Below are 26,491 nucleotides of genomic sequence, written 5' to 3'. Positions count from 1 at the left end.
TTCATGAATATTGGAAAATGACTTATTCAGTTAACAAGATTTTTCTTGTAATTGCAGTCAATGTTAGGTGGACTAAATTCCTGTTCAAAGCGTAATTCCTTCGTAGCGTTTAGGCTACTGTAATATTTTAAAGTGAGGCTTCACTCCTTTCTTGAACTATAAACAAAACAAAATGGCACCGTTTAAAGTGCCATTTTGTTTTGTCTGTATTATTTATGTTAGTCTTCTTTACTAAAAGCACTTAACATCCAGTGCATTTTCTCTCTTCTTCTCATGAAACCTGTGATCAAATCATCTGTAGAAATGTCTCCTATTTCTCTGGCAGTTTCAATGGTATCTACCATGAAAGAGAATAAGATTTCGTAATCACTCAAAATTTCTTGAACAATTTCTTTAGAACTCAAATCTGTTCCCGTTTCTTTAATTTCAGAAACTTCTAAATAATCTTTCATCAAACTATATGGAGTGGCACCAAATACTCTAATTCTTTCTGCAATCTCGTCAATCTCTGTAATCACTTCTGTGTATTCTGCCTCAGTAGTTTCGTGAATATCAAAAAACTCACCTCCTGTTACGTTCCAGTGGTAATTACGAAGTTTCTGATAATGTACGTGTAAGTTAGCCAAAAGCAAATTCAAGTTATTTACTACACTTTCTGATTCTTCTGAGTCAAACCCTAAACTTTTAAATTCTTTCATTTTATGTATTGTTTATTTATGTTATTTATTATTAATTATTTACTACTTATTATCGTCCTTCTTTAAGATTCCAATCAACTGATTTTTATACTTTTCTAACAGTTTTTCAAAGTTATCGCTGTTTTCGTTTTGTTCATTTGGAATGGTACCCGGAGATTCCATTAAATGTTTATATGTTGAAGGCATTTTATCTCTTATCTCGTTTGTCAAATCATTGATTTCTTTCTGTAATTCTTCTTTTCTTGCCATAATTATGTTCTTTAGTCTGTTCTCGATTTCAAGATACTAAGAACAATTTGATTTCATCAGAATTCCATATTAAAAAATCTTAAAATACCTTTTATACTGTATTTAACCAACAGAATTTATGTGACTTTGTTTATCTGTTCACGAATTAATTCCAATATATTTATGGAATAATATAAATTAAGGAATCTCAATTAGTGGATGAACATTACAAGGATAAAATATAAAGATTATTCTGACGCTAAATTACTAGTCAGTTATCGGGCAAACCTTGATAAAAAAATCATTGGTGAACTCTATAAGCGCTATGGTCATTTAGTTATGGGAACTTGTCTCAACTATTTGAAAAACAAAAATGATGCGGAAGATATCGTAATGGAAATCTTTATGGGATTGGGAGATAAAATAATTAAACACGAAATCAAGTATTTTAAATCTTGGCTTTTTATTCTTTCGAAAAACAGCTGCCTAATGTTGTTGAGAAAAAAGAAAATAAAAGCTTCAGAACTCAATGAAGAAATTGTTGCGCATGAAGAAGAACTTGAAGAAAAAGAATTAAAAGAAATACAGTTGAATCAATTAGAAATAGCTATTAATGACTTAGATCCGCCGCAAGACGAGGCCATAAAGCTATTTTATATTCAACAAATGTCTTATAAGGAAGTTAGTGAAAAATTAAATCTAACACTCAATAAAGTAAAAAGTGCAATTCAAAATGGAAAGCGCAACTTAAAAATAAAACTAAAGGAACATGATCTATTTAAATCTGCTTAATAGAATCTTTGGCCCGAAGGAACCATTGACACGTCAAGAGATCGATGATTATAAATCTAAGACAGGAAATGCGCACGATATAGAATCTAAAGCGTCAGATTCTGGATTCAATAATCTTGGGTTAGAAGGCTGGAAAAAAAGCACTAGCTCGGTGAGTAGTGGAATGTCTCAATTAGATAAAAAGATGGATCAATTTGTGAATAACAATGCTCCAAAAGCCCCCTCAAAAAATGGTATGACATTCACCTTCGTTCTATTTACATTAACTATGTTGGCCTTGATCTTTTTCACTTATCAAGGAAATACAGCTGTCGAAAAAAAGCCATTAATTGTTGAGGAAAACAAAGAGATAGATTCTCGTAGTAAGGAAATAGATGTTTACACGACTATTTCTCCAGACAAACAAATAACCTCTAAAGAATTAATCAAGAATAGAGAAATTAAAACCTTGGAGCAAAATAATGAAACTACTCAGAAAAAGGAATTAAAACCAGCTTCAGATGAATTGAAAACAAACGATGCAGAAGAGGAAATCCAGCTTCCTATACAGTCTTCAGGAAGAATTGCTACACCTCAATCTCAGGGTAGAAATAAAAACTCATTGGTCTATAAAGAAGCCCAAGAGGTTTATCTCTTTGACTTAAAAAATGTGGATTACAGATCCTATAGAAACCGTCCGATAAAAGTAATAAACTCTCTAGAAATTGGAACACCCGCAAACCAATCTTCAAAAGATGATCAACAAGATTTCCAGGCAGTTCAAACAAGAGAAATAACTTATATCGACTATTTAAGTAAGTCTTCAGCATTTTTTAGTAAAGGTCAATTTAAGATCGCGCTCAAGCATTATCTAAAAATTTTAGATACCTACCCAAAAGATGTTAATGCAAATTTCTATGGAGGTTTATGCTATTTTAATTTAGGTCAATTTGATAAAGCGACTGCATTACTCAGCAAATCATATAGCTTAGGTTACGGCAATTTCCGTGAAGAAGCCAAGTGGTTTACTGCAAGAGCAGAAATAGAAGAAAAACACGTATTAAAAGCCAAACACCTACTCGAAGAAATTATTGAAGAGGGTGGATTCTACAAAGAAAGAGCCATGAAAGAATTGAAGACATTAGGAATATGAAGCGGTCTAGATCACCAAAAAAAGTAGCCCAGCTCACATCCATGAACTGGGCCTGGTTAAGGCTTAACACTACAAAAACCTTAACACTACTGCTCTTTATACTCTATTCTGCGTCTTTTATCTTGCTGACGTTCTTTCAATAGTCCTTTTTCAACATCGCCCACCGCTTGGGCTCCTATTTTATTGATTTTACTAAACAGTCCCGCTCCGTAAATCCCAACACTAAACTCTGATTTTGTTGCAAATTGAGCGGATTGCCACTTAAATTCTTCATTCTCATATTTACTTTTAAACAATTTTGAACGGTCTACAGGAAGGTATCCAGCATTCGCCATATTATAAGAATGCTTATACTTTAAAAACAATCCCACTTTGGCAAAACCAATAGATAAAACAATTTCATTATTTATCCTATTACCAGTGAAGTAACCGCCTTGAGACGTCCAATCATAGGTGTAACTGTAGCGCAAATTAAAAAGAGAATATGCTCCAATAATATGTCCACCAACTCCATAAGCATTCCCTCCCATTCTCAACTTTTCTGCAGAAAACTTTTCAGTATTCTTGAAGTCGATTCCCAAACTTGAAAGAGAATACTGACCGCCTAAATAAACTCCGAAATATTTACTTATGTTGGTTCCAAACGCAAGCTTTACAGGTAGTATATCAGAGAAGAGCACATAATAATCATTGTTGTCCCACCATCGCTCTTTTTCTTTGAATTGAAAAAGAGTGATCCCAACATCTAATATAGAGCTACCGTCCAGACTAAAAAACATATGTCTAGTAAAAATATCAACAGACAATTCACTACTTCCGCCTTTCACATTTAAAACATTAAAATTTTCATTGTGATTAGATGTATTGGACTTACCCGGAATTAATTCGAAATTATATGAATTATGTTTGTACCCCAATCTGCTCAAATCAACTTTATACCAATCAGAAATTTGAGTAAAAGAAAGAAAAGGGAAAACGATGAAAAGCAGTACTAACTTTTTCATAATCAAATAATTTTAAATTGAACAAGATGCTCTGAAACAACCCCTAACCTATTGATGAACACGACTTTTATGAATTCAAATTTAGAAAGTGGACCAGTAACAGGCGGTTCACACTGTTCCAAAGGATTTAAGGTATAAACGAAGAAACCTGATTCAGACTCCTGATTTAGCTTAGGTGAGATTCTTTCTTCCTCAAACTTAGTCACTCTCTCACTCGGATGTTTTATAAGCTGAACATAAATTGAATCTAATGGAACATCTGATTTAAAATAATATTTGAATACGTGTATCTCATCATAATCCAACTCTATGCCTTGATTTACAAGTGCTGTATCATTATTTATTGAAATTAACTCAATGTCGAAATGAGCTCTTTCGGGTATCTTTTTACAAGCGAAAAAAGCTAGAGAAATGAAAATTAAAAGTATTCGTCCTTTCATAATATTGTTTTGGACAAATTTAGAGTCAAACCAATAATTCTAAAATACGCAGTTTGCCGTATATTTTGCAACCGGTCGGAATTTATCGAGTTTTATAAAATTGATTACAGGCCTATCCTTTTAAGTCGCAAATTGTAAAATCTAATTTTGTTCCCTAGGAGATTTAAAATTTTATATTGACAATCAAAACACTGCCTTTTCATAATCAACTGGAATAAATTATAACAGATCCTTCGGAAAATTTATTGTTTTTTGAGGGAAGGAATTCTCCTAATCCAATTATTATTAAAGTTCTTTTGAAGAAAAAACAGTTAGGATTAAGCGATAAAGCTTATTCCGATTTAAATAGCTAGTCATAATTGATTATTTGAACTGATTTTTGAATACAGTTGTATGAGTTGATGTACAAAAGTAGGCTATGACAAAAAGCCGATTCTGGGGAATCTAAGTAAAAGGAACTTTCGCATGAAGAACTGTGCTAAATTCAGACTTGTTCACAACAAAACAATATTTAAATTTGCCAAAGAATAATAAATCAAGGCCTTTTATTATCCTTGCATTTTAAATAAGTCAAATATGCAGCAGATAACCAATCAATTATTAATGATTCGTCCGGCAGATTTCAGAATGAATGAAGAAACAGCTGTCAATAATTATTTTCAGCAAGAACTGAGTAATACTCCTTTGGAGATCACAGAACTTGCTCAGAAAGAATTTGATGAATTTGTAAACAAATTAAAGAACGCAGGAATTCAAGTTAAGGTAATTAACGATCTCAAAGACAACAATACTCCAGATTCAATTTTTCCAAATAACTGGATTTCGTTCCATGAAAACGGCACGGTTGCGCTATATCCTATGTTTGCTGAAAATCGCAGAAGGGAAAGAAGAATGGATGTCATAGATGAATTGAGGCAGGAAGGAATTCAGTTCAATAAAATAGTTGACTATACCGCTGCTGAAAAAGACAATTTATTCTTAGAAGGTACTGGTAGCTTATTGTTAGATCGTGTAAACAAAAAAGTCTATTGTGCCCTATCGGTTCGTGCCGACAAAAAGTTAATTGAACAATTTTGTAAAGACTTCCACTATTCTCCTATCTTATTTACAGCATATCAAACGGTGGCTGACCAAAGAAAAGCAATTTATCATACCAATGTAATGATGGCTTTAGGAGAAAGCTTTGCTGTAATTTGTTTAGACACCATTGATAATGAGAATGAAAAGCAAGAAGTCATTCAAAACTTAAAAGAGGACAATAAAGCAATTATTGAAATTACAGAGCAACAAATGCACTCTTTCGCTGGAAATATGCTCCAAGTAAAAGGCTATAATGGACAAAAACATCTGGTAATGAGTCAACAAGCATTTGAAAGTTTAAATAAAGACCAGATTAATGAAATAAAAAAACATTGTTCCATTCTCAGCAGTGATTTAAAAACCATTGAAACCCTGGGCGGAGGAAGTGCACGCTGCATGATGGCTGAGGTTTTTAAATAAGTTAGGGGTACGTTGTACACGCGCATTTGAACGAATACCAGCACATTTGTAAAATAGTTTATTCGAAACAAAGCACAAATAAGGGGGCGATTTCAAGCTAAAAAATCATCTTTTATTCCTTTGTGAAATATTTAAAAAAAAAGATTAAACCTTAAAGGACTTATTACGAATCAATTACATATTTTATTTTAATTTATTCTAAATTAACCTTTAAATAATTGTGATTTATAAATAAAGTTTCAGTAACTTTACCCCGATTTAGGTGGTTAGGTTAGGTTGATTAGTAAGAGGGAACACGGACGCTCGTCCAGTTCCCTCTTACGCTTTTATAGCGTTTTTTTTTAAGTAAAAAGTTCTTATGCAATTAGAAATTCATAAATCCATAACAGCATATTTCCCCTCATTACAGTATATTTCCCCTCATTGTCTGCTAGGTAATAAATTCCATCAAGTATTACTTTAAACAGTATTTTCATAGAGTTTCTACTGATCAAACTGCTAATGCAAACAGAATTTACCCGGCTATTACTTTTCTTTTTTGTCGACTAAAATAGTAACCGTTTTTCTACCTTTTTCGGGCATAGTTCCAAAGACAATATCCCACAAAGGTGAAGAAACACCAAAGGCTTTGTCATGCTGCTGAAAATGATGAATATTATGATGTTTCCACCACCAACCAAGGAATTTATTTTTGGGTGGTTTTACTTTGTGAATAGTCCAATGGATAGTAATATAAATTAAGTAGCCAATTAGAAAACCAGCACCAAAAACCAAGGCTTCTTCTTTAAATATTAAATAGAACAAGCCTAAAAAGAGCGCTGCCAAAAAAAGACTGGGCACTACTGGTAAAACCAAGCGATCATCATCCCTAGGATATCTGTGATGAATTCCGTGGAATAAATATTGAATTCCTTTATCATAGGAAGAATCTTTGATTTTATGATACAAAAAACGATGCATTAAATATTCGGCGAGGGTCCAAGAAAAAAAACCAACAAAAAACCAAGCCAAAATTAAAGAAACATCTGAATTTACATTGAAATAATAAGTCAGCACTAAACCTGCTCCCAGAAGGATATACATTGAATTAATGACAAAAATATTCGTCTTAGTTAAGGCTTCAACTAATTTGCTTTTAAATAATTTTGGTGACTTTTCATTGGGATAAACTCTAAACTCCATGTAGTATTTTTGAATTCATATTTTGCAAAAATAAAAATTCGTTATGTGCCATTTTACCTGAACGTTTGGCCAGACAGTAGCATAGTAATCACAAATTTTATTTTGCGCTCGTAATTTCAAAAATAAGGCTATTCATCTAAATTTGAGAAAATTTAACCGTTTTTAACCTCAAAAGAATGTTAACCAACCTAATGATGAATACCCGAGAATCGCTTGAAAAATGTAATAATCATGTGAAAATTAACTTTATAATTTTGATATAATCCAGCCAATTTCAATAGCAAGTTGATATAGAAAGACTTTATACTAAACTTTAATTACAAATCAACAAGCGACACTATGTGAGAGGCTATCTCCTCTCCTATTTTACAAGCTGCATTTTGGGAACCATTCATTAAAAAATCTCCAAGCTCAAAAGTTTTGGCATTTTTATCAAAAGAAACTGCATTCACAGGCGGATTCATTTTGGGCAAAGCGTATGGTATTTCATACATTTTCACCAATCTTGGATCTCTAACATTGAAATCATTTTTTAATTCCTGAATCACTTTTTCAACCAACTTGTGATCCTTCAATTCTTTAGCATCCAATACTGTAACAGAAATTAATGCTTTACCCTCTTTTCCTTTTGGATTCTGACTAACGCTTGGATAAAAAATATTATTGATGAGTTGATTTTTGTTCGCATTAAGACCTATTCTGGCTTCTTTAATTATTGCGGGATTTGAATGCTCAAAATACATATTATAACAATTTTGCCAAAGATCATGACTTTTGCGTTTCCCATAATTTGGAATGGTATTGATAACAAAATCAAAAGATTCTTTGTCTCCGTTTTCGAAATAAATGCTTTGCCCTTCAATTTTTGAAACTTCGCAATTATAATTAACATTTGCATTTTTTATTTTAGCCTCTAATTGTTTTCCCACAGCACCAACTCCTGTTTTTGGAATCGCTGCATTGCCTTCAGAAAACATTTTAAAAACAAACAAAAACATGCGAGAGGAGGTAGTGAGTTCATTTTCTAAAAAAATCCCACCAAAAAAGGGTTTAAAAAATCTATTGATAATTTGCTCAGAAAATCCGAATTTCTTGAGAAATCCAATTGTAGTGTCGTTCTTTTCTTCGAATAGAGTATCTATAGAGCGTTGATCAACATACCTTTTCAGTTGAAAAATCAGCCATTTATCTTTAACACTTCCTATATCTGAAAATGCAGTTTTCCAGAGAATATTTTTCACCCTAAAAGGATCTCCAACTGCGGTAGTTCTACCTTCTCGAAAAACAGTTGCGGCTGCTTCTAATTTCTGGTTTTCTAACTCAGAAAGTGTGACGTGCTTTTTCAAATAAGGATAGGCCGTCAATAAAACTTGGAATCCAACATCCAATTTCCAACCCTCAATTTCTTCGGTTCGCATTCTACCTCCTGGTTGATTCAACTTCTCGAAAACGGAAACTTCAATTCCTTTATTTGAAAGCTCTTTGGCGGCTACTAGCCCCGTGAGTCCCGCTCCCACTATCGCTATTTTTGGTCTTTTCATGACTGCTCTAGAATTATTTGTCACCAAAACAACATTTCATAATCCAGTTTGTTTACGAAGTTGGAGATTTTAATGGGTTTATTTCATTTTTTTGTATGTAAGAAAAAATACCTGATTCCATTGTTTAAACTAAATTCATGAATAATTGTTAACCCTAGGGAATTTAGTTAAAGAACTTTCACAAGACAAAAATATGACCGATAAAGACAAAGAAATACTGAAAAAGTCTAGCTTCACTTTCACCAAATATCAGGAGGAAGAAAAAACGCCTTTCGAACGATTGCTTGAGATATTCCAAGAGCTGATTGTTCATACTTCTGGAGATGTAGACGAAACCCTGAATTGGATGGATCAGTTAAATAAAGACTACAATCTATATACTGATGAATACACGAAAGAAGACTTTATTGCAGACTTAAAGAAACACGGTTACATCAAAGACGATGAAGATAAACCAGATGGGCATGGTTTGGTCATTACAGCAAAAACAGAGCAAGTCATTCGAAAACGGGCCTTAGATCAGATATTTGGAGATTTACAAAAATCAGGAAAAGGAAATCATAAAACCAAACATACAGGAGCAGGACAAGACAAAACGGGCGAAATACGTAATTATTCATTTGGTGACAGTATAGATCAGATTGCCATTACTGAAAGTGTGAAAAATGCTTTCACAAATAATGGAATCGATGATTTCAGATTAACAGAACAGGATTTAGTCGTTAATGATACGCATCATTCTGCACAAATGAGCACAGTTTTAATGATAGACATAAGCCACAGTATGATTTTGTATGGTGAAGACAGAATTACACCAGCTAAGAAAGTAGCCATGGCTTTGGTTGAATTAATTAAAACCCGTTATCCCAAAGACAGTATAGATATTATTGTTTTTGGAAATGACGCTTGGCCAATCACGGTGAAAGATTTGCCTTATTTACAAGTTGGTCCTTTCCACACCAACACCGTCGCTGGATTAAACTTAGCGCTAAATATTCTCAGAAGAAAGAAACAAGCGAATCGGCAAATATTTATGATTACCGATGGAAAACCAAGTTGTTTAAATTTACCCAACGGAGAATACTATAAAAACAGTAATGGATTGGATCCTCATATTACTGGAAAATGCATGAATAAAGCCAAAGAAGCTAGAAAATTAGGAATTCCAATCACGACATTTATGATTGCCAGAGACCCATATCTGCAATCCTTTGTTGAAGAATTTACCGAAGCCAATCAAGGAAAAGCATTCTACACTGGGCTTCAAGGATTAGGACAAATGATTTTTGAAGATTACGAAAAAAACAAAAAACGAAACCTCAGATAATTTCAATTAAAAAAAATAGTTCAAAATATGAATCACTTAGAAATAAAAACCCTCGGCGAACTTAAAAAGTCAGGCTATACCTCTCGCTCAATTAAAGATGAATTGCGTGGAAACTTAATTACCAAACTAAAAAATAAAGAAACAATTTTTGAAGGTATATTGGGATATGAAGATACGGTAATTCCACAAATTATTACTGCTATTCTTTCGAAACACGATATTAATCTTTTGGGATTGCGAGGACAAGCGAAAACTCGAATTGCCCGTTCGATGATTTCATTATTAGACGAATACATTCCTTATATCAAAGGTTCTGAAATTAATGATGATCCCTTCTATCCTATTTCTCATCACGGTAAAGCGACCATCAATGAAAACGGAGATGAAACACAAATAGAATGGCTGCACAGAAGCGAACGATTCTACGAAAAATTAGCAACACCAGATGTTACAGTAGCAGATTTGATTGGTGATATTGATCCAATTAAAGCAGCGACATTAAAACTGAGTTATGCCGATGAACGCGTAATTCACTATGGAATGATCCCAAGGGCTAACCGCTGCATTTTTGTAATTAACGAAATTCCAGATTTGCAGGCCAGAATTCAAGTAGCATTGTTTAACATTCTTCAAGAAGGAGATATTCAAATTCGAGGATTCAAAATGCGTTTGCCATTGGATGTGAATTTTATTTTTACTGCCAATCCAGAAGATTACACCAATCGCGGAAGTATTGTAACACCATTAAAAGACAGAATTGGCTCTCAGATTTTGACACATTATCCAAAGTCTATTGAAATTGCTAAAAAAATAACACAACAAGAAGTGATTTCTGAGGTCAAAAACGAAAACATTTATGTACCAGAAATTGCGAAATCGCTTTTGGAGCAAATCGTTTTTGAGGCTAGAGAATCCCCTTATATCGATGCCAATAGCGGTGTTTCTGCAAGAATGAGTATAACAATGTATGAAAACTTAGTTTCTGCAGCTGAACTAAGAATGTTGGCCAATGGTGAAAACCAAACTACCATTCGCATGACTGACTTTGAAGCCATCACTCCAGCAATTAATGGGAAAGTGGAATTGGTTTATGAGGGAGAACAAATTGGTGCCGAAAACGTAGCAAGTAACTTGATTGGACTAGCTGTTAAGTCAACATTTAACGAACTGTTTCGTCCGCTTAAAAAACTGAAAAGACCAGGCATTACAGATGAATTTGACGCTGTGGTAGAATGGTTTATGAATGAAAACGATTTTGAATTGGCACTTAATTCAAAAGATGAAAACTATGCTCAACAATTTGAGAAGGTAAAACCAATGGACGCTGTATTAGATAAATACGCTCCAAATCTAAACAAAAAAGATTCCATTTTCATGAAAGAGTTAATTCTTTGGGGACTTGTTGAGTACAAACAATTAGCAAAGAAAAAATTAGACAATGAAGGAATGAGTTTTGTCGATAAAATTTTAGGATCGCTGTATGAATAGAGAGAAGAAAGAACGTCCAGATTTACCCCAGGAAATTTTAGAAGGAATTGCAACTCCAGAGGAAGATTTTCAAAACAAGGTACTGCGACCCATAATAAAAATGCAAAGTGAATTATTGCTTGTGCATTTACACAGGCAATTAAAATCCTCTAAAATTCGATTAGATCAATTACCCGATTTAAAGAAAGAGGCGGCTTTGGTGGCTTTATTCTCAAAAAACCAAGCTTTTAAAAGAGAGATAATTGGAATAATCATTGGGCAATTCACAATAGAAGAATATGAAAATTATCATACTTTCAGCAAAGAAATAAACCGGAGAATTAACCAGATTGTTTTGAATCGCTGTTTGGATTTAGTTATTCATCAAACATAAATCAAAAATGAATTATCTGCAATCCAATCAGTAATCCAAAGCAAATCCTTCGGAAAATAAAAAACTGAGTTTTTATGTTCACATTCGGCAACCAAGGTGAATTGTTTTAGGGGAAAAATCAAGGTTAAACGATAGTCCTTATTGCGATTTAAACAGGTAGTACGAATCAATAGCTCAATGTGTGATTAGAATAAAACCCTTGGAATACTTTTTTTCAAGGGTTTTAGTTTTTAACCAACTCACTTGTAATGGCTTGGAAATAGTACTCTTTTACATTGGTCTATTTCTGACCAAATACAGTACAATAAAAACAACTATCCCCAAGAATCAGACGTTTTAATCTTAAGAATATTATTTTTGAGCTATGAGACTTACATTACTATTTTTATTTATTTCATTATGCAGTTTTTCTTTTTCTCAAATATCCACAAAGATAATTGGTGGTCCAAATACTGAAAAAGTTGAAGCTTTAATTGAGTGTTCCAATTCTGATGTGGTAATCGGAGGAACCACAACATCATTTGGATCTGGGGGTGAAGATATTATATTGACGCGTTTGTCCAACACCGGAACGGTAATTTGGAGTAAAGCATACGGGCTTCCTGGCAATGAAAACGGAACTCCTATGGGATTATTCGAAGCTGCGAATGGAGATATTCTATGTTCATTTAGAACTTACTCGCTTAGCCGAACTCGCGCCTCAATTGTTATGCGGCTGAACTCTTTGGGGGATGTAATTTGGCAAAAACAAATAGGAGACCCCGTTGGAGATATAGATGCCACACGCGATATATTTGAACACGATGATGGTAGCATTTATCTTGGCGCAAGTGTAAATTCCTCGACCTTTGGTTCAACCGATGGTTTAGCTTTAAAACTTGACCCTACAGGAAATATAATTTGGTCCAAAATAATAGGTCAAGGACTTAACGATCATATTTGGAGTATTCTTGCACTTCCTAACAATGAAATTCTATTAAATTTTAATAGTGAATCTATCGGGCCTGGATTGAGGGGTGTTTCCCTTGTCAGGATGAACTCAACCGGAAACATTTTAAGTGAATACAGTTTCGGAGGTGCAAATATTGAATTGGCCTCTGACGTCGTTTTTGACCCAAATATCGGTTATATTGTGACTGGTAAAACAAATTCTTTTGGACAAGGAGGAGATGATGCTTTTATTGCAAAATTGGATACCAATTTCAACATGATATGGTTTAAAACTTATGGTGGTACAGGTTATGATTTTGGTGTAACAACAGAAATTGTAAATCCTAACCATTACATTTTATACATGAATTCAGAAATAACGAGTCTAAATGACAAACAAATGAGCGTTATTGGCATAGACAGTAATGGAGTTACCCTATATACGAAATCTATTGGCGATGAATTTGATCAAGAAGTTTTACATGCATCAACTAAATCTCTTGTCTACTCACAGAACCAAAACAAAACCTTTCTAACATGTAACTTTAATAATTCTGCGAACAACCAAAACATACTTTTCCTTGCAATTAACGGCACACCTGATTTGCTATGCAGCGACGACGTAATTTCAGAGTCTTTTCACACGCTGTCAACTACTCCAACCACTTTTCAAATTGACAGCTTAATCTTTTCCACAAATGTCAATATGACGACTACGATTATCACCAATCTCATCGAACAAGATTATTGTCCTTGCCCTTTTAATCCACCCTCCATTACCGACACCACAATTTGCCCTTCTGCAACACTTCAATACAATCTTGATCCAATCAATAATTACGAATGGCTTCCTGCTTCAGATTTTTCTTGTAACACCTGCCCGGATCCAACTTTTACAGGGAATTCAACAACGCAGGTTACACTCAATATAGACAATGGATACTGCTTTGATACGCTAAATTTCACAATTACGGTTCAAGATACCATCCCTCCAAGCGCAACTGCTCCGGCAGATATTTTCGCTCAATGTGCCTCTGATGTTCCCACAGCAGATATTAACGAAATTACAAATGTATCTGATAATTGCTCTGCAAATCCAATCATTACTCATCTCGGTGATGTTTCAGATGGAAATTCATGTCCTGAAACAATCACAAGAACCTACAATGTTGCAGACGAAGAAGGAAATAGTATTGATCTTATTCAAACCATAATCATTCACGATACTATTGCGCCAACAGGAACGGCACCTGCTGACTTATCCCTTCAATGTATCACTGATATCCCAGTTCCAAACATTGCTTCCATTACCAATGTAACAGATAATTGTACGACAAATCCAACGATTACTTGGGTTAATGATTTTTCTGACACCAGTTCGTGTCCAAAAGTCATTATTCGAACTTACAACATAGCAGACGACTGTGGAAACAATATTGATGTTACTCAAACCATCACAGTAAATGACGATATTGCACCGACAGCTAGCAACCCTGTTGCTTTAAGTTTACAGTGCATTGGAGATGCTCCCATACCAAATATTTCTGCTGTAACGGATGCCGCAGACAACTGCACAACAAGTCCAGCAGTATCTTTTATCTCAGATGTTTCAAATGGAAATTCTTGTCCTGAAATCATCACTAGAACTTACAGAATTACGGACGATTGTGGGAATTTCACTGATGTTACACAAACAATAACAATTAACGACGATATCCTGCCTACAGGGACTGCACCAACAGATTTAAACATTCAATGTATTGCGGATTTACCAGCGGCAGATGTCAATTCAATTACAGATGAAGCTGATAATTGTACCACAAATCCAATCGTCACACATGTTTCTGATGTTTCTGATGGAAATACTTGTCCAGAAATTGTGACTAGAACTTATAACATAGCCGATGATTGCGGAAATAACATTGACGTTGTTCAAACAATTACGATAAATGATGATACTAATCCTACAGGAACTGCTCCTGCGAACATTACTGTTCAATGCATTGGCGATGTTCCTGCTGCAGATGTTAACTTAATCACGGATGAAGCAGATAATTGTACTGCAAACCCAACAGTGACTTTCGTTTCTGATGTTTCTGATGGAGCATCTTGCCCTGAAACAATCACAAGAACTTACAACATTGCTGATGATTGTGGAAATAATATTGACGTTGTTCAAACTATTACGGTAAATGATGATATCGCTCCAACGGCTAGTAATCCTACTCCAATTTCTGTTCAATGTATTGGTGATGTTCCAACTCCAGACATTTTAGTTGTTACAGATGAAGCAGATAATTGCACTACAAATCCAACAGTGACTTTCGTTGGAGATGTCTCAAATGGAAATACTTGTCCTGAAATTATTACGAGAACTTATAGAATTACGGATGATTGTGGAAATTTCACAGATGTAAATCAAACCATCACAATCAGCGACGATACAAATCCAACAGGAACTGCTCCTGCAGATTTAACTGTTCAATGTATTGGTGATGTTCCTACGGCTGATGTGAATTTAATTACTGATGAAGGGGATAATTGTACAGCAAATCCAACAGTAACTTTTGTTGGAGATGTTTCAAATGGAGCAACTTGTCCAGAAATCATTACAAGAACCTATAATATTGCAGATGATTGTGGAAACGATATTAATTTAACTCAAACCATCACAATAAATGATGATATTTTACCCACAGCGAGTAATGTTTCAACAACAGTTCAATGTTTAACAGATGTTCCAGCAGTTGATATAGCAGTCATAACAGATGAAGCAGATAATTGTACGGCAAACCCAACTATTGCTTTTGTTTCAGAAAATTCAGATGGGAATTCATGTAATGGAGAAATAATTACGCGTGTTTATAGCGTTACAGATGATTGTGGGAATAGTATTAATGTGAATCACACAATTCTTGTTGACTCCTACACTCCTACTTTCACCGTTTCAGGAACAGGAACAACAACTTGTGAAGGAACGGATGGAATGATTACAATTTCAGGACTTGATCCAAACACAAATTATGAAATGAGCTATGATGGTGGTGCTACAAATTCAATTACTACAAATGCCGCTGGAGAATATGTAATCACAGGGCTCCCTGCGGGATCTTATACAAATTATACCGTTTCAGATGCAGATTGTCCTTCTTGTACAAATACAGAAAATGTTTCCATAAACATTAATGATCCAACGGCTGCTTATATCAATGCAGGTCCAGACCAGATAGTTTGTGAAGGAACAACAATCACCCTAAATGCCGACAATCCTGAAGGAGCGAATCTTTCTTGGGATAATGGAGTTACAGATGGCGTTGGCTTTGTTCCACCTAATGGAATAACTTACTACACTATTACCGCAGAACGGGTAAATTGCTATTCATCAGACCAATTAATGGTCACTGTTTCTCCTGCAATTACAGACATCACTTGTCCGGCAGACTTAGAAGCAATTTGTGACATTACAGAACAGCCGCCTTATGCCAATTTCAATGCATTTATAGCTGTTGGAGGTTCTGCAACTATTCCAACTGGAGGAATAATTGACTCCACTTCTTTCGCATTTGTTAGTGATGTTTCAGATGGTTTAACTTGTCCTGAAACAATTACTAGAACTTACCAAATTGCGGATACTTGTGGGGTTATCGTCACTTGTACGCAAGATATTGTGATAAACGATACAATCAAGCCAACAGGAACTGCTCCTGCACCAGTCGCCCTGCAATGTATTACTGATTTACCAGCTGCTGATGTGACATTAATCACGGATGAAGCAGACAATTGTACTGCTAATCCAACAGTAATTTTCGTTTCTGATGTTTCAGATGGGAATACTTGTCCAGAAATTATTACTAGAACTTACAATATCGAAGATGACTGCGGAAATAGCATAGATGTGACCCAAGAATTCACGATAAATGATGACATTAATCCAACAGGAACAGCACCTGCTTCTATTGCGGTTCAATGTATTGGCGATGTTCCACTTCCTGATAGTACTTTAATTACAGATGAAGCGGATAATTGTACAACTATTCCAACTGTGACTTTCGTAAGCGATGTTTCTGATGGGAATACTTGTCCAGAAACTATCACAAGAACTTACAACATAGCGGATGATTGTGGAAATAATATTGACGTCACACAACTAATCACTATTGATGATGATATTGTGCCAACAGCAAGTGATGCAACTCCAACAACAGTACAATGTAATAGTGATGTATCAGCAGTTGACATTGCGGTAATAACAGATGAAGCCGATAATTGCACCGTAAATCCTACCGTTGCTTTTGTTTCTGAAAGTTCGGATGGAAATTTATGTAATGGAGAAATAATTACTAGAATTTATAGCGTGACAGACGATTGTGGAAATTCTATTAATGTGAATCACGTAATTACAATTGATTCTTATACTCCTCCAACTACAATTGTTGCTTCTACGACAGGTCCTACAACTTGCGGCGGAACAGATGGAACAATTACACTTTCAGGTTTTGATCCATTAACTGATTATGAAATTAGTTTTGATGGCGGTCAGGCTGTTCCATTTACTTCAGATGCTGCCGGAGAATATATTATTACAGGATTAGCAGAAGGAACTTATGTTGATTACACAATAATTGATGACCAATGTAATGTGTGTACAACAACCGAAACCGTGACTATAACTTTAACAGATCCTGCACCTCCAATTATTGGTGCTGGTCCAGATGTTGAAGTTTGCGAAGGTGATATTGTAATACTTACAGCCAATAATCCTGATGGAGCGGTAATTACTTGGGATAATGGCGTTACAGACGGAGTTGGATTTATTCAAGCAGTAGGAACCATGACTTATACTGTGACAGGAACTTCGATTCTAAATTGTACGGCAACAGATGAAGTTGATGTTACCGTTCACCCAAATCCAGTGGTAGATTTCTTTGCCAATGTAACAGAAGGTTGTGTTGGTGATGAGATAAACATCACGAGTCTGACGCCTGGAGTTGGAAATACCTGTCGCTTCACAATTAATGGAAATCAGACGATAGATGGCTGTAATATCAATTATGCGTTCAACGAATCAGGTTGTTATGATATTAATTTGGAAGTTGAATCTGATAAAGGTTGTACAGCTGATCTTACAAAAGATAATTACATCTGCATTGACGATTATCCAATCGCGGATTTCTCTGTGACACCAGAAGAGCTTTCTACTTTCTATAACGAAGCAGAATTTACCAACGAATCTTCAGGAGCTGTGACTTATGATTGGGATTTTGGAGATAGTTCATTTAGCAATGAAATCAATCCAACGCACGTTTATTCCGTTTATAATAATGACCCTAAAGTAGTTTACAATGTGCAATTAATCGCCTACAGTGAGCTGGGGTGTGCCGATACCATTATCGGAGAACTACCGTATTTTGAAGATTTAATTTACTATGTTCCGAACTCATTCACTCCAGATGGAAACAAATACAATGAAACATTTAAACCTGTATTTACTTCCGGATTTGATCCTTTAGATTACAAATTAGAAATCTATAACCGCTGGGGAGAAATGATTTTCGAAAGTAATGATCCGGCTTACGGTTGGGACGGAACTTATGGCGCAAAAAATACCATTTTCGTTCCAGAAGGTACCTACGTTTGGAAAATCAGCTTTAAGAAATTAAGAACAGACGAAAATATGGAAGAAATGGGGAGCGTGAATTTACTTAGATAATTTATTATTGCCTTTGATAGAATTAAGAACAGCTTAGCTTTCAGCACAGGCAAACAATCAAATTCCAAATGGATAAGCATTTTAAGATTTAGGTGCGATTTACAAAGTAATTGTTTGATTTGAAGAAGAATCTTTAGAAATTTATAGAATGAAAAAATTCAGACTACCCAGAAAGACAAAAAAGCGATTAAGAAAAGGAATTTGGCTTTATCCTGCTGATGAAGAAGGGAACTCCTTAATGGCTTGGCCTGCCAAAATTGAGAAAGATTATGCTGCTTTTAAAAATGGAATTCTGAGTGACTTGACCTATCGAACAAAAGCAAGTCGGAAGGCTTTTCGAGAAAAGATAGATGCAGAGGTTTTTGTGACTGACCAAGAGTTGAAATCTTATGTTGACAATTTGTTGAGGGAAGACCTTCGCACTTCGTCCTACAACATTTTAATTAAAGCGAAAAACGACAAAAACGCTATTAAAGCCTATTTCAATTTTGTAAACGCTTGCCAATTAACAGAAAATGGAGAAAGGTCTTATGGTAATATTGCTTGCATGTCTATTGATTTAGCTAAAAAACTACTCAAGAAAAAAAGGAAGTAATTGAAATTGTTATATTGAATTTGAAATAGAAAATATTCAATGTAGAGCATATATTCAATCAGATGGATTTAGACAGAAACCATATTTTTATACCCATTCGGGTACAAAACACCTATTAAGTCGAATATTATACCCGAAAGGGATGAATTGATCGAAATAATCAAAACTATATGGTTAAACATATAATACTTCTATTTTTAAACAGATTATATGTTTTTAAATATAATTTACTATATTTACTCTAAATTATATCTAATTACGTATAATGAAACAGTTATCAGAATTTGTTAAAGAGCGCAGAAAAGAGATAAATCTAACGCAAGAAGAATTTGCTGAACGATCAGGGGTTGCACTTACTGTGATTCGTAAAATTGAACAAGGAAAAACAAATCTAAATATGGAAAAAGTCAATTTAGTTTTACAAATGTTTGGTCATGAATTAGCTCCTGTTAACATGAAAAAATAAAGCACATGAGACAAGGTAAGGTATTTTACAAGGAGTTTTTCGCTGGAATAATTACTGAAAATAATGATGGCGAATATCTTTTTCAGTATGATCAACAATTTATAAATAAGCACCCGAAAAGTTTTATTACATTCTCAATGCCAGTTTGCGATACAGTCTATAAAAACAATCAACTCTTTCCATTTTTTGAAGGTTTGATTCCTGAAGGTTGGTTACTAGATATTGCCTCAGAAAATTGGAAAATTAATCCCAAAGATAGAATGGGCTTGTTACTGTCATGCTGTCAAAATTGTATTGGAGCAGTAAGTGTTGAACCCTTAAATTCAAAAAATGAAGAATAAATGCTTGTATTGCTATGAATTGATAGCTGATGGAGTAAATTTTCACAAGAAATGTTCGAACTCATTTTTTGGAACACCAACTCCACCAGAAATAGAATATTCACTCAATCAAATGGAAGAATTAGCTCAAAAAATTGTTTTACAAAACATTGCAATTCCGGGAGTTCAGCCAAAACTATCCATGTCATTGGTTAAATCTGTAAAAGAAAAATCAGATACAAGATTGACTGTTGTAGGAGCTTTGAATGGTCAATATATTTTCAAACCTCCAAATGACAGATTCCCTGAAATGCCAGCTAATGAACATGTCACCATGCGAATAGCTGAAGCTTATGGCATTCGGATTGTTCCTTCATCTTTAATTCGTTTAGCGTCTGGTGAAATATCTTATATCACCAAAAGAATTGACAGAACTGTAAATAATCAGAAGATTCACATGATTGATATGTTTCAAATCACCGAAGCATTTGACAAGTATATCAGTTCAATGGAAAAAGTTGGAAAAGCTATTGAATTATATTCTCAAAATACTTTATTGGACAAAGTTTTATATTTTGAATTAACATTGTTTTCTTTTCTAACTGGGAATAATGATATGCATTTAAAGAATTTCTCGTTGATTGAAAGTCAATTTGGATGGATTCTATCCCCTGCTTATGATCTGCTGAATGTTAACATCATTTTCCCAGAAGACAAGGAGGAACTTGCACTTACACTTTGTGGTAAAAAAAAGAAATTAAAACAAGTTCACTTTGTTGAGTTGGGAAAGCAGCTATCCCTTACTGATAAACAAATCAAAGGTGTTTTTAAAAGAATGACAAGAAACTATCCAAAAGCAATTAGATGGATCAATAATTCATTCCTTTCAAATAATCTAAAGACTGCTTATATTGAAATTTTAGAGAAAAAATATCAGCAAATTGGATTGAGGTGATAATTGTATGAACTTAAAGTTATTTAAGTCAAAAAATTCTTATCCGCATGTTTACCCTAAAATACTTTTGACGAGTTAAGAAGTCCACCCTATTACTTCAGTAGAAATATCATCACTAAACTTTGGGCGAAATCAAATATGATATACAATTGCGATTCTTTTGAGTTATAAAGTATTAGCACGAGATACAATCTCGCACTAACACTTTGAAAATGTTTGGAAATCAAAAAGTAAGTTAAACACAGAATTTGATAAAGTCTAACTAAAATTAAATCAGTACATTTCTAGAATAGGAACTATTACTTAAAAGATCAAATATGTGTTTTTCAGCAGAAGCAAGTTTTGGAGCAGCCGCCGTTTTAACGGTTATTGGAGTTGCAACAATAAAAAAAACCAATGATAAAAGTCAATTATGGTTTGCAAGTATTCCACTTGTATTTGGAGTGCAGCAACTTGCCGAAGGTGTGCTTTGGTTAACACTCCCCGACCCCGATCACATAGTCTTACAGCGCGTCGCCACCTATGTTTTTATCTTTTTCGCTCAAATTATATGGCCTTTTATTGTTCCCTTTGGTGTTTTGATGTTAGATAAAAAAAGTGATAGAAAACGAATCCAAAAATTTCTTGCTGGTGTTGGAATATTGGTCAGCTCAACCTTGGCCTACTTTCTTTTGACCTACAACATGGAGGCAAAAATATTAGGTCACCATATCGCTTATCACAACGATTATCCTGAAACAATTTATAAGTACGGAGCAATTTTATATGCCGCAGCAACTATTCTTTCCTTATTCTTTTCAAATGTTAAGAGCATGTGGCTTTTAGGTGTATTTATCGCAACTTCTTATGCGATTACGCTCTTTTTCTATGAAAATCATGTGCTTTCGGTTTGGTGTTTCTTTTCGTCACTGATTAGTGTCTATATTTATATCATAATGAGAAGAGAAGGCAAGACTTTAACGAAATAAATCAGTAAGTGTTGAAATGAATTTTTTAGAACACACAATCACGTAAACCAAATATCAAAAAAGTTACTTTTACGAGAACATCTCTTAGCAACTTTTTTGATTGTCTCAATTTTAAAATTTACAAACAACATTTCTTATACTTCTTTCCGCTACCACAAGGGCAAGGCTCATTTCTACCTACTTTTTTATCGGCTATAAAGGGTTCGTCATTGATTCTGCTGTTTTGTATATCTTGAATCTCAGTGTCATCGAGTTCACCCCAATCTTTTAGGAGTTTTTCTTCATTAATATTATAATCAAAATCGTCTTCGTCAATATAATCGAAAGAATCATCAACATACGATTCATATATCTCTACTAGGGCAAAAATCCTCCCTTGGTAGCTTTCCTTTTCATCGGAATTCAATTTAACTTTCACATCATCAATCTCTCCTGCAATCCAAAGGGCCACATACTCCAAATTATACAGCTCAACAATGGCAGGAAGTAATTCTTTTGCTCTTAAGTCCATTATATCTGCAATCACAAATGCAATTGCGTCAGAATCCAAAACATTTGCCTCCCTATCTGCTTTGATAAAATAATTAAGAACAGATGAATAACTTTGAATGACTTCAGCTCTTCTTGATGCATCTATTTCTCCAATCCTCTTTAATGTTAAAGAAATCAGTATTTTAGAAGTTGTTGAAACACCGGGCTCTTTTAAAAAACTTTGCAGATCGTCTAGTTTATCTTTTCCTAATTTGTAAATATTTTGCCAGAACGGACCATCTATATACATCCCAAAGTAGAAATCTAAAAACTCATTACTTTGCTTTAATACATTTAGAATATCCACTAATTTATCCTCTGCTCCTAGTTCAGCTAATAAATTAATTGCGTGAATAACAAAAAAGCTTTTCTCTTCTTCATTTTCATCATTCTCAAAATAACTAAATCGCTCAATTCCATCATTCAGCATCTTAGCTAAGTCCTCAATTAATGATTCTCTTGGTAAATCTAAAATCAATTGAATTTCTTCAAAAGGAATTTCAAGATCATAGTCATAGAGCAATTTTATCTCTTCATGATTAAAAACCGGTGCATCTGTTTTTGTGGTTGGTTTTTGTTTCGGAACCTGTACTCTATAGAAATCCGAATCATCTTCAAAATCATCTTCATAATGCATCTCATTTGCTAAATGCTCCAGCACAGCTTGCGATAAGATTTCCTCGGCATTCTCCACCTCAAAATCATCCTCGTCTATATCTTTCATTTGCTCGATGAACACCTGAGCTATTTGAAAATCGTTTTTATATGCAAAATACATCACCGCATATTTCGCCATTCCCATTGCTTCGGAGACATGAAAAGTGTCTCGGTCAGGGTACAATTCAGCCAAATCAAAATCATAGCCTAAAAGTTCAGGTGCTTTCTCAAAATCATTATTATTATTGACATATTCCGAAACTAAATTAAGTCTTCCAAAAAAATAATCGGGATGTGCCTCAACTGTTTTTCTATTGAAATCATAAGCTTTTTCCTGTTGATCGGTTAAAAAATAATAAGAAGTCAATAAATTCTTGAGTTGTGGATTTCGAGGATGCTTTTTAATCAATTTCAATAATCGATCTACGGTACCTGACTTCTTTTTGACCACATCCATATGGAGTTTACCTAGAACCTCTGCCAACTCTTCAGTCATGGCGTGTTCCTTTTCCATAAATGATGGTTCATCGGTAACATAATAACCAGCGGAATCTATAAATCTTCTCATATCTAATTGATGTAATGCATAACAATAACTTTATTAAAAAATCTCTAGTTCTAAAACAAACTAACCCCAAAGGAAATTTCTCATTTAAAACACTGCCCTATAACTACAAGGCTCAATTAACACAGCATGCGAATTTTTAATTTCAAATCAAACCTTGTATTTGCGCCACTCTGAATTTACTTTAGAAAGAGATGACCAAAAATATTAATTTAATTTGCAAATAGTGACAAATCCACAAGCAAACTTTCCCTTTGCCGATTTTATAAGAATGAGCTTTGACTGAAAAAATAGAAAATAAAATTATGAACCCTTTTGACACAAAGTTGTACCTTAAAACATGATTAGAAATATTCTTTACATTTTAGTCGGCATTTTTCTGTTCTTTTCAACGCATGGATTAAGTCAGAAAGCAGATGCTGTTGAGCTGCACATACAGTTTTACGACCGAGGAGTTTGTTATCCGATGCAGACTTCCCACAAATATCCTGGCTCGAAGTACTTAAAAACAAAAAGTATTTTTAAATCTTTAGCCTATCACAGTAGATTTTATATTGAGGTTATTTCCTCAGACACGGCAGATTTAAAACCAAAATTTAACCATGAACTCAAATCCAGCTCTTTAAGGCTGAATCCAAATTTAGACTACGAATTGATCATCTACAGATATGAAGGTTTCGACATAACAGAAAACGAATTGATGACCATAAAAATCTCTAAATTGGGACAAGATGCGCAACTCATTCTTCCTTTCAAAAAAGGAGTATTCAACTTAAAAGAAATGAAGTATTTTAAAGAATTAAAACAAGATACTTTGCCCAATTTTAAGGCAGTTAACACGGAAAATGAGATCAAAAACCGCTTAGAGTTAGACAGCACGGCATTTTATTCGAATGGAGCTGTGAAAGCAGAATATTATACTCTTGCTGATAACTATCCCTTGTATTTCGTGAAAGAATTCGATTCAATACACAAAGATAAATACGCTCAAGGCTTGCGTTTATTGACAAGTTACAATCTTAATGCTGAATCGATTTATAAATCTATCTGGAGCAATTCGGATAACACGAAATACGGTTACTGGGAATATTTTGAAAATGATAAGCCAGTGAAACACGAATTATGGGCGTCAATTATTTCCGAAAAGTATGTTTGGTTTTCTTCTGGGAAACTAAAAACAAAAATTGATTTTGGAGGATATAATAAGTCCAAGAAATATACTCACTATTTAGAGAATGGACTAATTAGGGAAGAGTCAAAAAAAATCGATCAAACCAATCAATACAGGGTAATCAGCAATCTATATTCCTCCGATGGGACTTTAATTCAACGAAATACTTACGATACTTTTGATGGATTTACGAAACAAAATTTATACAAACGAGAGGTGTTTTATCCTTCTGGAAATATTAAAATGGAAGAAATACTAATGGGAACTTACAACATTAAAAATTACAAGGAAGATGGCACAGCAAAAAATAAATAGTTATGTGATCATTGTTTTTATGGCTTTAACAAGTTTCCCGATTTTTGGAATTACAAAGCAGCAAAAAGAGACCCATAAGTTGCTAATGGAGGTCAACAGTAATTGGAGAGGTTTAGAGAACAAAATTGAATTTACTTTTAAGCCGAATTCAGAGCAAGAACTCATCCAATTGCATTTATTTAATGTGATTTCCTACCTGGAAAGTCAATCTTTAAATCACCTGAATGAAAATCAGTTAGAAAACAGAAATTCAAACATCCAGAGTTTAAAAAGCTACACTGAGCATGGTGTTTTTCCGATAAATAATTTAACGAATTATCGTGTTCCAATATTCATTGACTCCAAAAATACTTACTGTGCAGTGGGTTTTCTAATGAAGGAAAGTGGCGCTCAAAAAGTAGCAAAAGAAATAGCTGAAAATCAGTTGTTATTTTATTTAGAAAACATCAAACATTCACAACTTATTCCTTGGCAAAAAGCATCAGGTTTATCACTCTTTGAACTGGCTTTAATTCAACCCACCTATGGTCCGCCCACTCAAGTTTGTGCTACAAAATCTCCAGTTAAATGGAAAAATATAGCAATTAATGATATTAGCAAAATCACAAAAATAGTTGACCATAAAATAGAAAACGTGATTTATACGGTTTCTGCTTCTGATGAAAATGGACTACTGCATGAAATCAATCGATACTCCCTTGAAAAAGAAAAATGGGAAAGAATTGGAAATCAAATTTCAGGACAAATTTTAGATCTTGAGTTTTGTGAAAACAAAGCATATATCTCTGTTTTTCTGCCGCTAGAAGAGTTCCCTCATCAGATTTTGACATTGAATAATCAGCAATGGGAGAAAGTGGCTCATTTTAATGGAAATGTAAATTCCATACAGTCCCTTCACAACAAACTTTATGTTCTGGGTGATTTCAACCGTGTAAATAGCACTAAAAATACTGACTTCGCAATTATCGAGGGGAATTCTGTAAAGTCATTTTATGGAGCATTTCAAAATTCGCATCGTTTCGACAAGATGATAGCCAGTAAAACCTCATTATTTCTGTTGAGCAGAGGTCAAATATTTCAATATAAAAATGATACCCTAAAGGCTGTGAACAACATCCAATATTACAGTTATCTTCAGCACTTCACCCTAAGTGCAGTTGAAGACACATTGTACGTTTCATCGATTCATCTTCCTGGCTATGATAAATATTTCAACTCGGGCCGGAAATCCATTCCCTTTGAAAATCGTATCGCTAAATCGCCCAACTCATACGGAAAAATCCAGTTCACAAAAAGTAAGGTGATGAACGGAAATATGATGATCTCAGGAGCTTTCTCCTCCGCAACGCATAAACCACAAATTAACGACAATACCAAACTCGTGGATTGTAATGCTCCATCGAGCAAGCACTGGTATGGAGAGGGTTTACTTTATCACTATAAAGACACCTTCTACCCTATTCTAGCGGAAGGTATTGTTATGGATTTCGTTGAGTTAAACAATAAAATTTATGTTCTAAAAAAAGATGGCAGCCTTGTTTATGCGAAGCTTGAAAATATCAATGAGCAGATTAGTCAGTTAAGGAATTTCTGATTTTCTTCT

At 34.2% G+C, this 26,491-nt stretch carries 21 protein-coding genes; 14 read left to right on the top strand and 7 right to left on the bottom strand.

What is annotated here, in order from left to right:
• Positions 1 to 218: 218 nt before the first annotated feature.
• Positions 219 to 698, bottom strand: a complete 480-nt coding sequence (locus DIT68_RS01070) for a Dps family protein (RefSeq protein WP_109357960.1) — start codon at positions 696 to 698, stop codon at positions 219 to 221.
• 42 nt (positions 699 to 740) lie between these two features.
• Entirely contained in the window at positions 741 to 947 is a 207-nt protein-coding gene (locus DIT68_RS01065; protein ID WP_109357959.1) for a hypothetical protein, read from the bottom strand.
• Positions 948 to 1,145: 198 nt separating this feature from the next.
• On the opposite strand from DIT68_RS01065, the gene DIT68_RS01060 reads away from it, so the two are divergent.
• Positions 1,146 to 1,718: an RNA polymerase sigma factor gene (locus DIT68_RS01060; RefSeq protein WP_109357958.1), complete on the top strand. Its 573-nt coding sequence runs from the start codon at positions 1,146 to 1,148 to the stop codon at positions 1,716 to 1,718.
• The gene (locus DIT68_RS01055) at positions 1,696 to 2,850 is read left to right on the top strand and encodes a tetratricopeptide repeat protein (RefSeq protein ID WP_109357957.1); all 1,155 of its coding nucleotides are present in this window, start codon (positions 1,696 to 1,698) and stop codon (positions 2,848 to 2,850) included. The genes DIT68_RS01060 and DIT68_RS01055 overlap by 23 nt, the downstream gene beginning before the upstream one ends.
• Positions 2,851 to 2,936: 86 nt before the next feature.
• Here the strand turns inward: DIT68_RS01055 and DIT68_RS01050 are convergent, their stop codons facing one another.
• A complete protein-coding gene (locus DIT68_RS01050) occupies positions 2,937 to 3,854 on the bottom strand; it encodes a hypothetical protein (protein ID WP_109357956.1) in 918 nt (305 codons plus the stop codon).
• Positions 3,855 to 3,856: 2 nt separating this feature from the next.
• Positions 3,857 to 4,294 carry a hypothetical protein gene (locus tag DIT68_RS01045; protein ID WP_109357955.1) on the bottom strand — a complete coding sequence of 146 codons (438 nt, stop codon included), beginning with the start codon at positions 4,292 to 4,294 and terminating at the stop codon, positions 3,857 to 3,859.
• 576 nt (positions 4,295 to 4,870) lie between these two features.
• On the opposite strand from DIT68_RS01045, the gene ctlX reads away from it, so the two are divergent.
• Positions 4,871 to 5,794 (top strand): citrulline utilization hydrolase CtlX, encoded by a 924-nt coding sequence (gene ctlX / locus DIT68_RS01040; RefSeq protein ID WP_109357954.1) that lies wholly within the window; start codon positions 4,871 to 4,873, stop codon positions 5,792 to 5,794.
• A gap of 525 nt (positions 5,795 to 6,319) precedes the next feature.
• Here the strand turns inward: ctlX and DIT68_RS01035 are convergent.
• A complete protein-coding gene (locus DIT68_RS01035; RefSeq protein ID WP_109357953.1) occupies positions 6,320 to 6,976 on the bottom strand; it encodes a sterol desaturase family protein in 657 nt (218 codons plus the stop codon).
• A gap of 317 nt (positions 6,977 to 7,293) precedes the next feature.
• Positions 7,294 to 8,517, bottom strand: coding sequence for an FAD-dependent oxidoreductase (locus DIT68_RS01030; protein ID WP_109357952.1), 1,224 nt, complete (start codon positions 8,515 to 8,517; stop codon positions 7,294 to 7,296).
• 193 nt (positions 8,518 to 8,710) lie between these two features.
• Between DIT68_RS01030 and DIT68_RS01025 the strand changes: the two genes are divergently transcribed.
• The 9 genes from DIT68_RS01025 to DIT68_RS00985 all read left to right on the top strand — a co-directional run bounded on the left by DIT68_RS01025 (position 8,711) and on the right by DIT68_RS00985 (position 21,649).
• Positions 8,711 to 9,844 carry a vWA domain-containing protein gene (locus tag DIT68_RS01025; protein ID WP_109358317.1) on the top strand — a complete coding sequence of 378 codons (1,134 nt, stop codon included), beginning with the start codon at positions 8,711 to 8,713 and terminating at the stop codon, positions 9,842 to 9,844.
• 27 nt (positions 9,845 to 9,871) lie between these two features.
• Positions 9,872 to 11,332 carry an AAA family ATPase gene (locus DIT68_RS01020; RefSeq protein WP_109357951.1) on the top strand — a complete coding sequence of 487 codons (1,461 nt, stop codon included), beginning with the start codon at positions 9,872 to 9,874 and terminating at the stop codon, positions 11,330 to 11,332.
• Complete coding sequence (locus tag DIT68_RS01015) at positions 11,325 to 11,705, top strand: glyoxalase (RefSeq protein ID WP_109357950.1); 381 nt, start codon at positions 11,325 to 11,327, stop codon at positions 11,703 to 11,705. The genes DIT68_RS01020 and DIT68_RS01015 overlap by 8 nt, the downstream gene beginning before the upstream one ends.
• 364 nt (positions 11,706 to 12,069) lie before the next feature.
• Positions 12,070 to 18,345 (top strand): HYR-like domain-containing protein, encoded by a 6,276-nt coding sequence (locus DIT68_RS01010; RefSeq protein ID WP_109357949.1) that lies wholly within the window; start codon positions 12,070 to 12,072, stop codon positions 18,343 to 18,345.
• 148 nt (positions 18,346 to 18,493) lie between these two features.
• Positions 18,494 to 18,940 (top strand): hypothetical protein, encoded by a 447-nt coding sequence (locus DIT68_RS01005; RefSeq protein ID WP_109357948.1) that lies wholly within the window; start codon positions 18,494 to 18,496, stop codon positions 18,938 to 18,940.
• 265 nt (positions 18,941 to 19,205) lie between these two features.
• Positions 19,206 to 19,406: a type II toxin-antitoxin system Y4mF family antitoxin gene (locus tag DIT68_RS01000; protein ID WP_109357947.1), complete on the top strand. Its 201-nt coding sequence runs from the start codon at positions 19,206 to 19,208 to the stop codon at positions 19,404 to 19,406.
• Positions 19,407 to 19,411: 5 nt separating this feature from the next.
• Positions 19,412 to 19,747 carry a HipA N-terminal domain-containing protein gene (locus tag DIT68_RS00995; protein WP_109357946.1) on the top strand — a complete coding sequence of 112 codons (336 nt, stop codon included), beginning with the start codon at positions 19,412 to 19,414 and terminating at the stop codon, positions 19,745 to 19,747.
• Complete coding sequence (locus tag DIT68_RS00990) at positions 19,737 to 20,681, top strand: HipA domain-containing protein (protein WP_109357945.1); 945 nt, start codon at positions 19,737 to 19,739, stop codon at positions 20,679 to 20,681. Before DIT68_RS00995 ends, DIT68_RS00990 begins: the two co-directional genes overlap by 11 nt.
• A gap of 317 nt (positions 20,682 to 20,998) precedes the next feature.
• Complete coding sequence (locus DIT68_RS00985; RefSeq protein ID WP_109357944.1) at positions 20,999 to 21,649, top strand: DUF6629 family protein; 651 nt, start codon at positions 20,999 to 21,001, stop codon at positions 21,647 to 21,649.
• A 118-nt stretch (positions 21,650 to 21,767) separates the two neighbouring features.
• Here the strand turns inward: DIT68_RS00985 and DIT68_RS16380 are convergent, their stop codons facing one another.
• Complete coding sequence (locus tag DIT68_RS16380) at positions 21,768 to 23,405, bottom strand: SEC-C metal-binding domain-containing protein (RefSeq protein WP_199223361.1); 1,638 nt, start codon at positions 23,403 to 23,405, stop codon at positions 21,768 to 21,770.
• A 337-nt stretch (positions 23,406 to 23,742) separates the two neighbouring features.
• On the opposite strand from DIT68_RS16380, the gene DIT68_RS00975 reads away from it, so the two are divergent.
• Together DIT68_RS00975 and DIT68_RS00970 are read left to right on the top strand one after the other, a co-directional pair.
• Entirely contained in the window at positions 23,743 to 24,888 is a 1,146-nt protein-coding gene (locus tag DIT68_RS00975) for a hypothetical protein (protein WP_109357943.1), read from the top strand.
• Positions 24,866 to 26,482: a hypothetical protein gene (locus tag DIT68_RS00970; protein ID WP_109357942.1), complete on the top strand. Its 1,617-nt coding sequence runs from the start codon at positions 24,866 to 24,868 to the stop codon at positions 26,480 to 26,482. The genes DIT68_RS00975 and DIT68_RS00970 overlap by 23 nt, the downstream gene beginning before the upstream one ends.
• Positions 26,483 to 26,491: the final 9 nt, after the last annotated feature.

The organism is Brumimicrobium oceani (assembly GCF_003143775.1).
Taxonomy (GTDB): Bacteria; Bacteroidota; Bacteroidia; order Flavobacteriales_D; family Crocinitomicaceae; genus Brumimicrobium; species Brumimicrobium oceani.
Note: the sequence above shows the minus strand (reverse complement) of the source record. Positions and strands in the feature narration are given on the sequence as shown.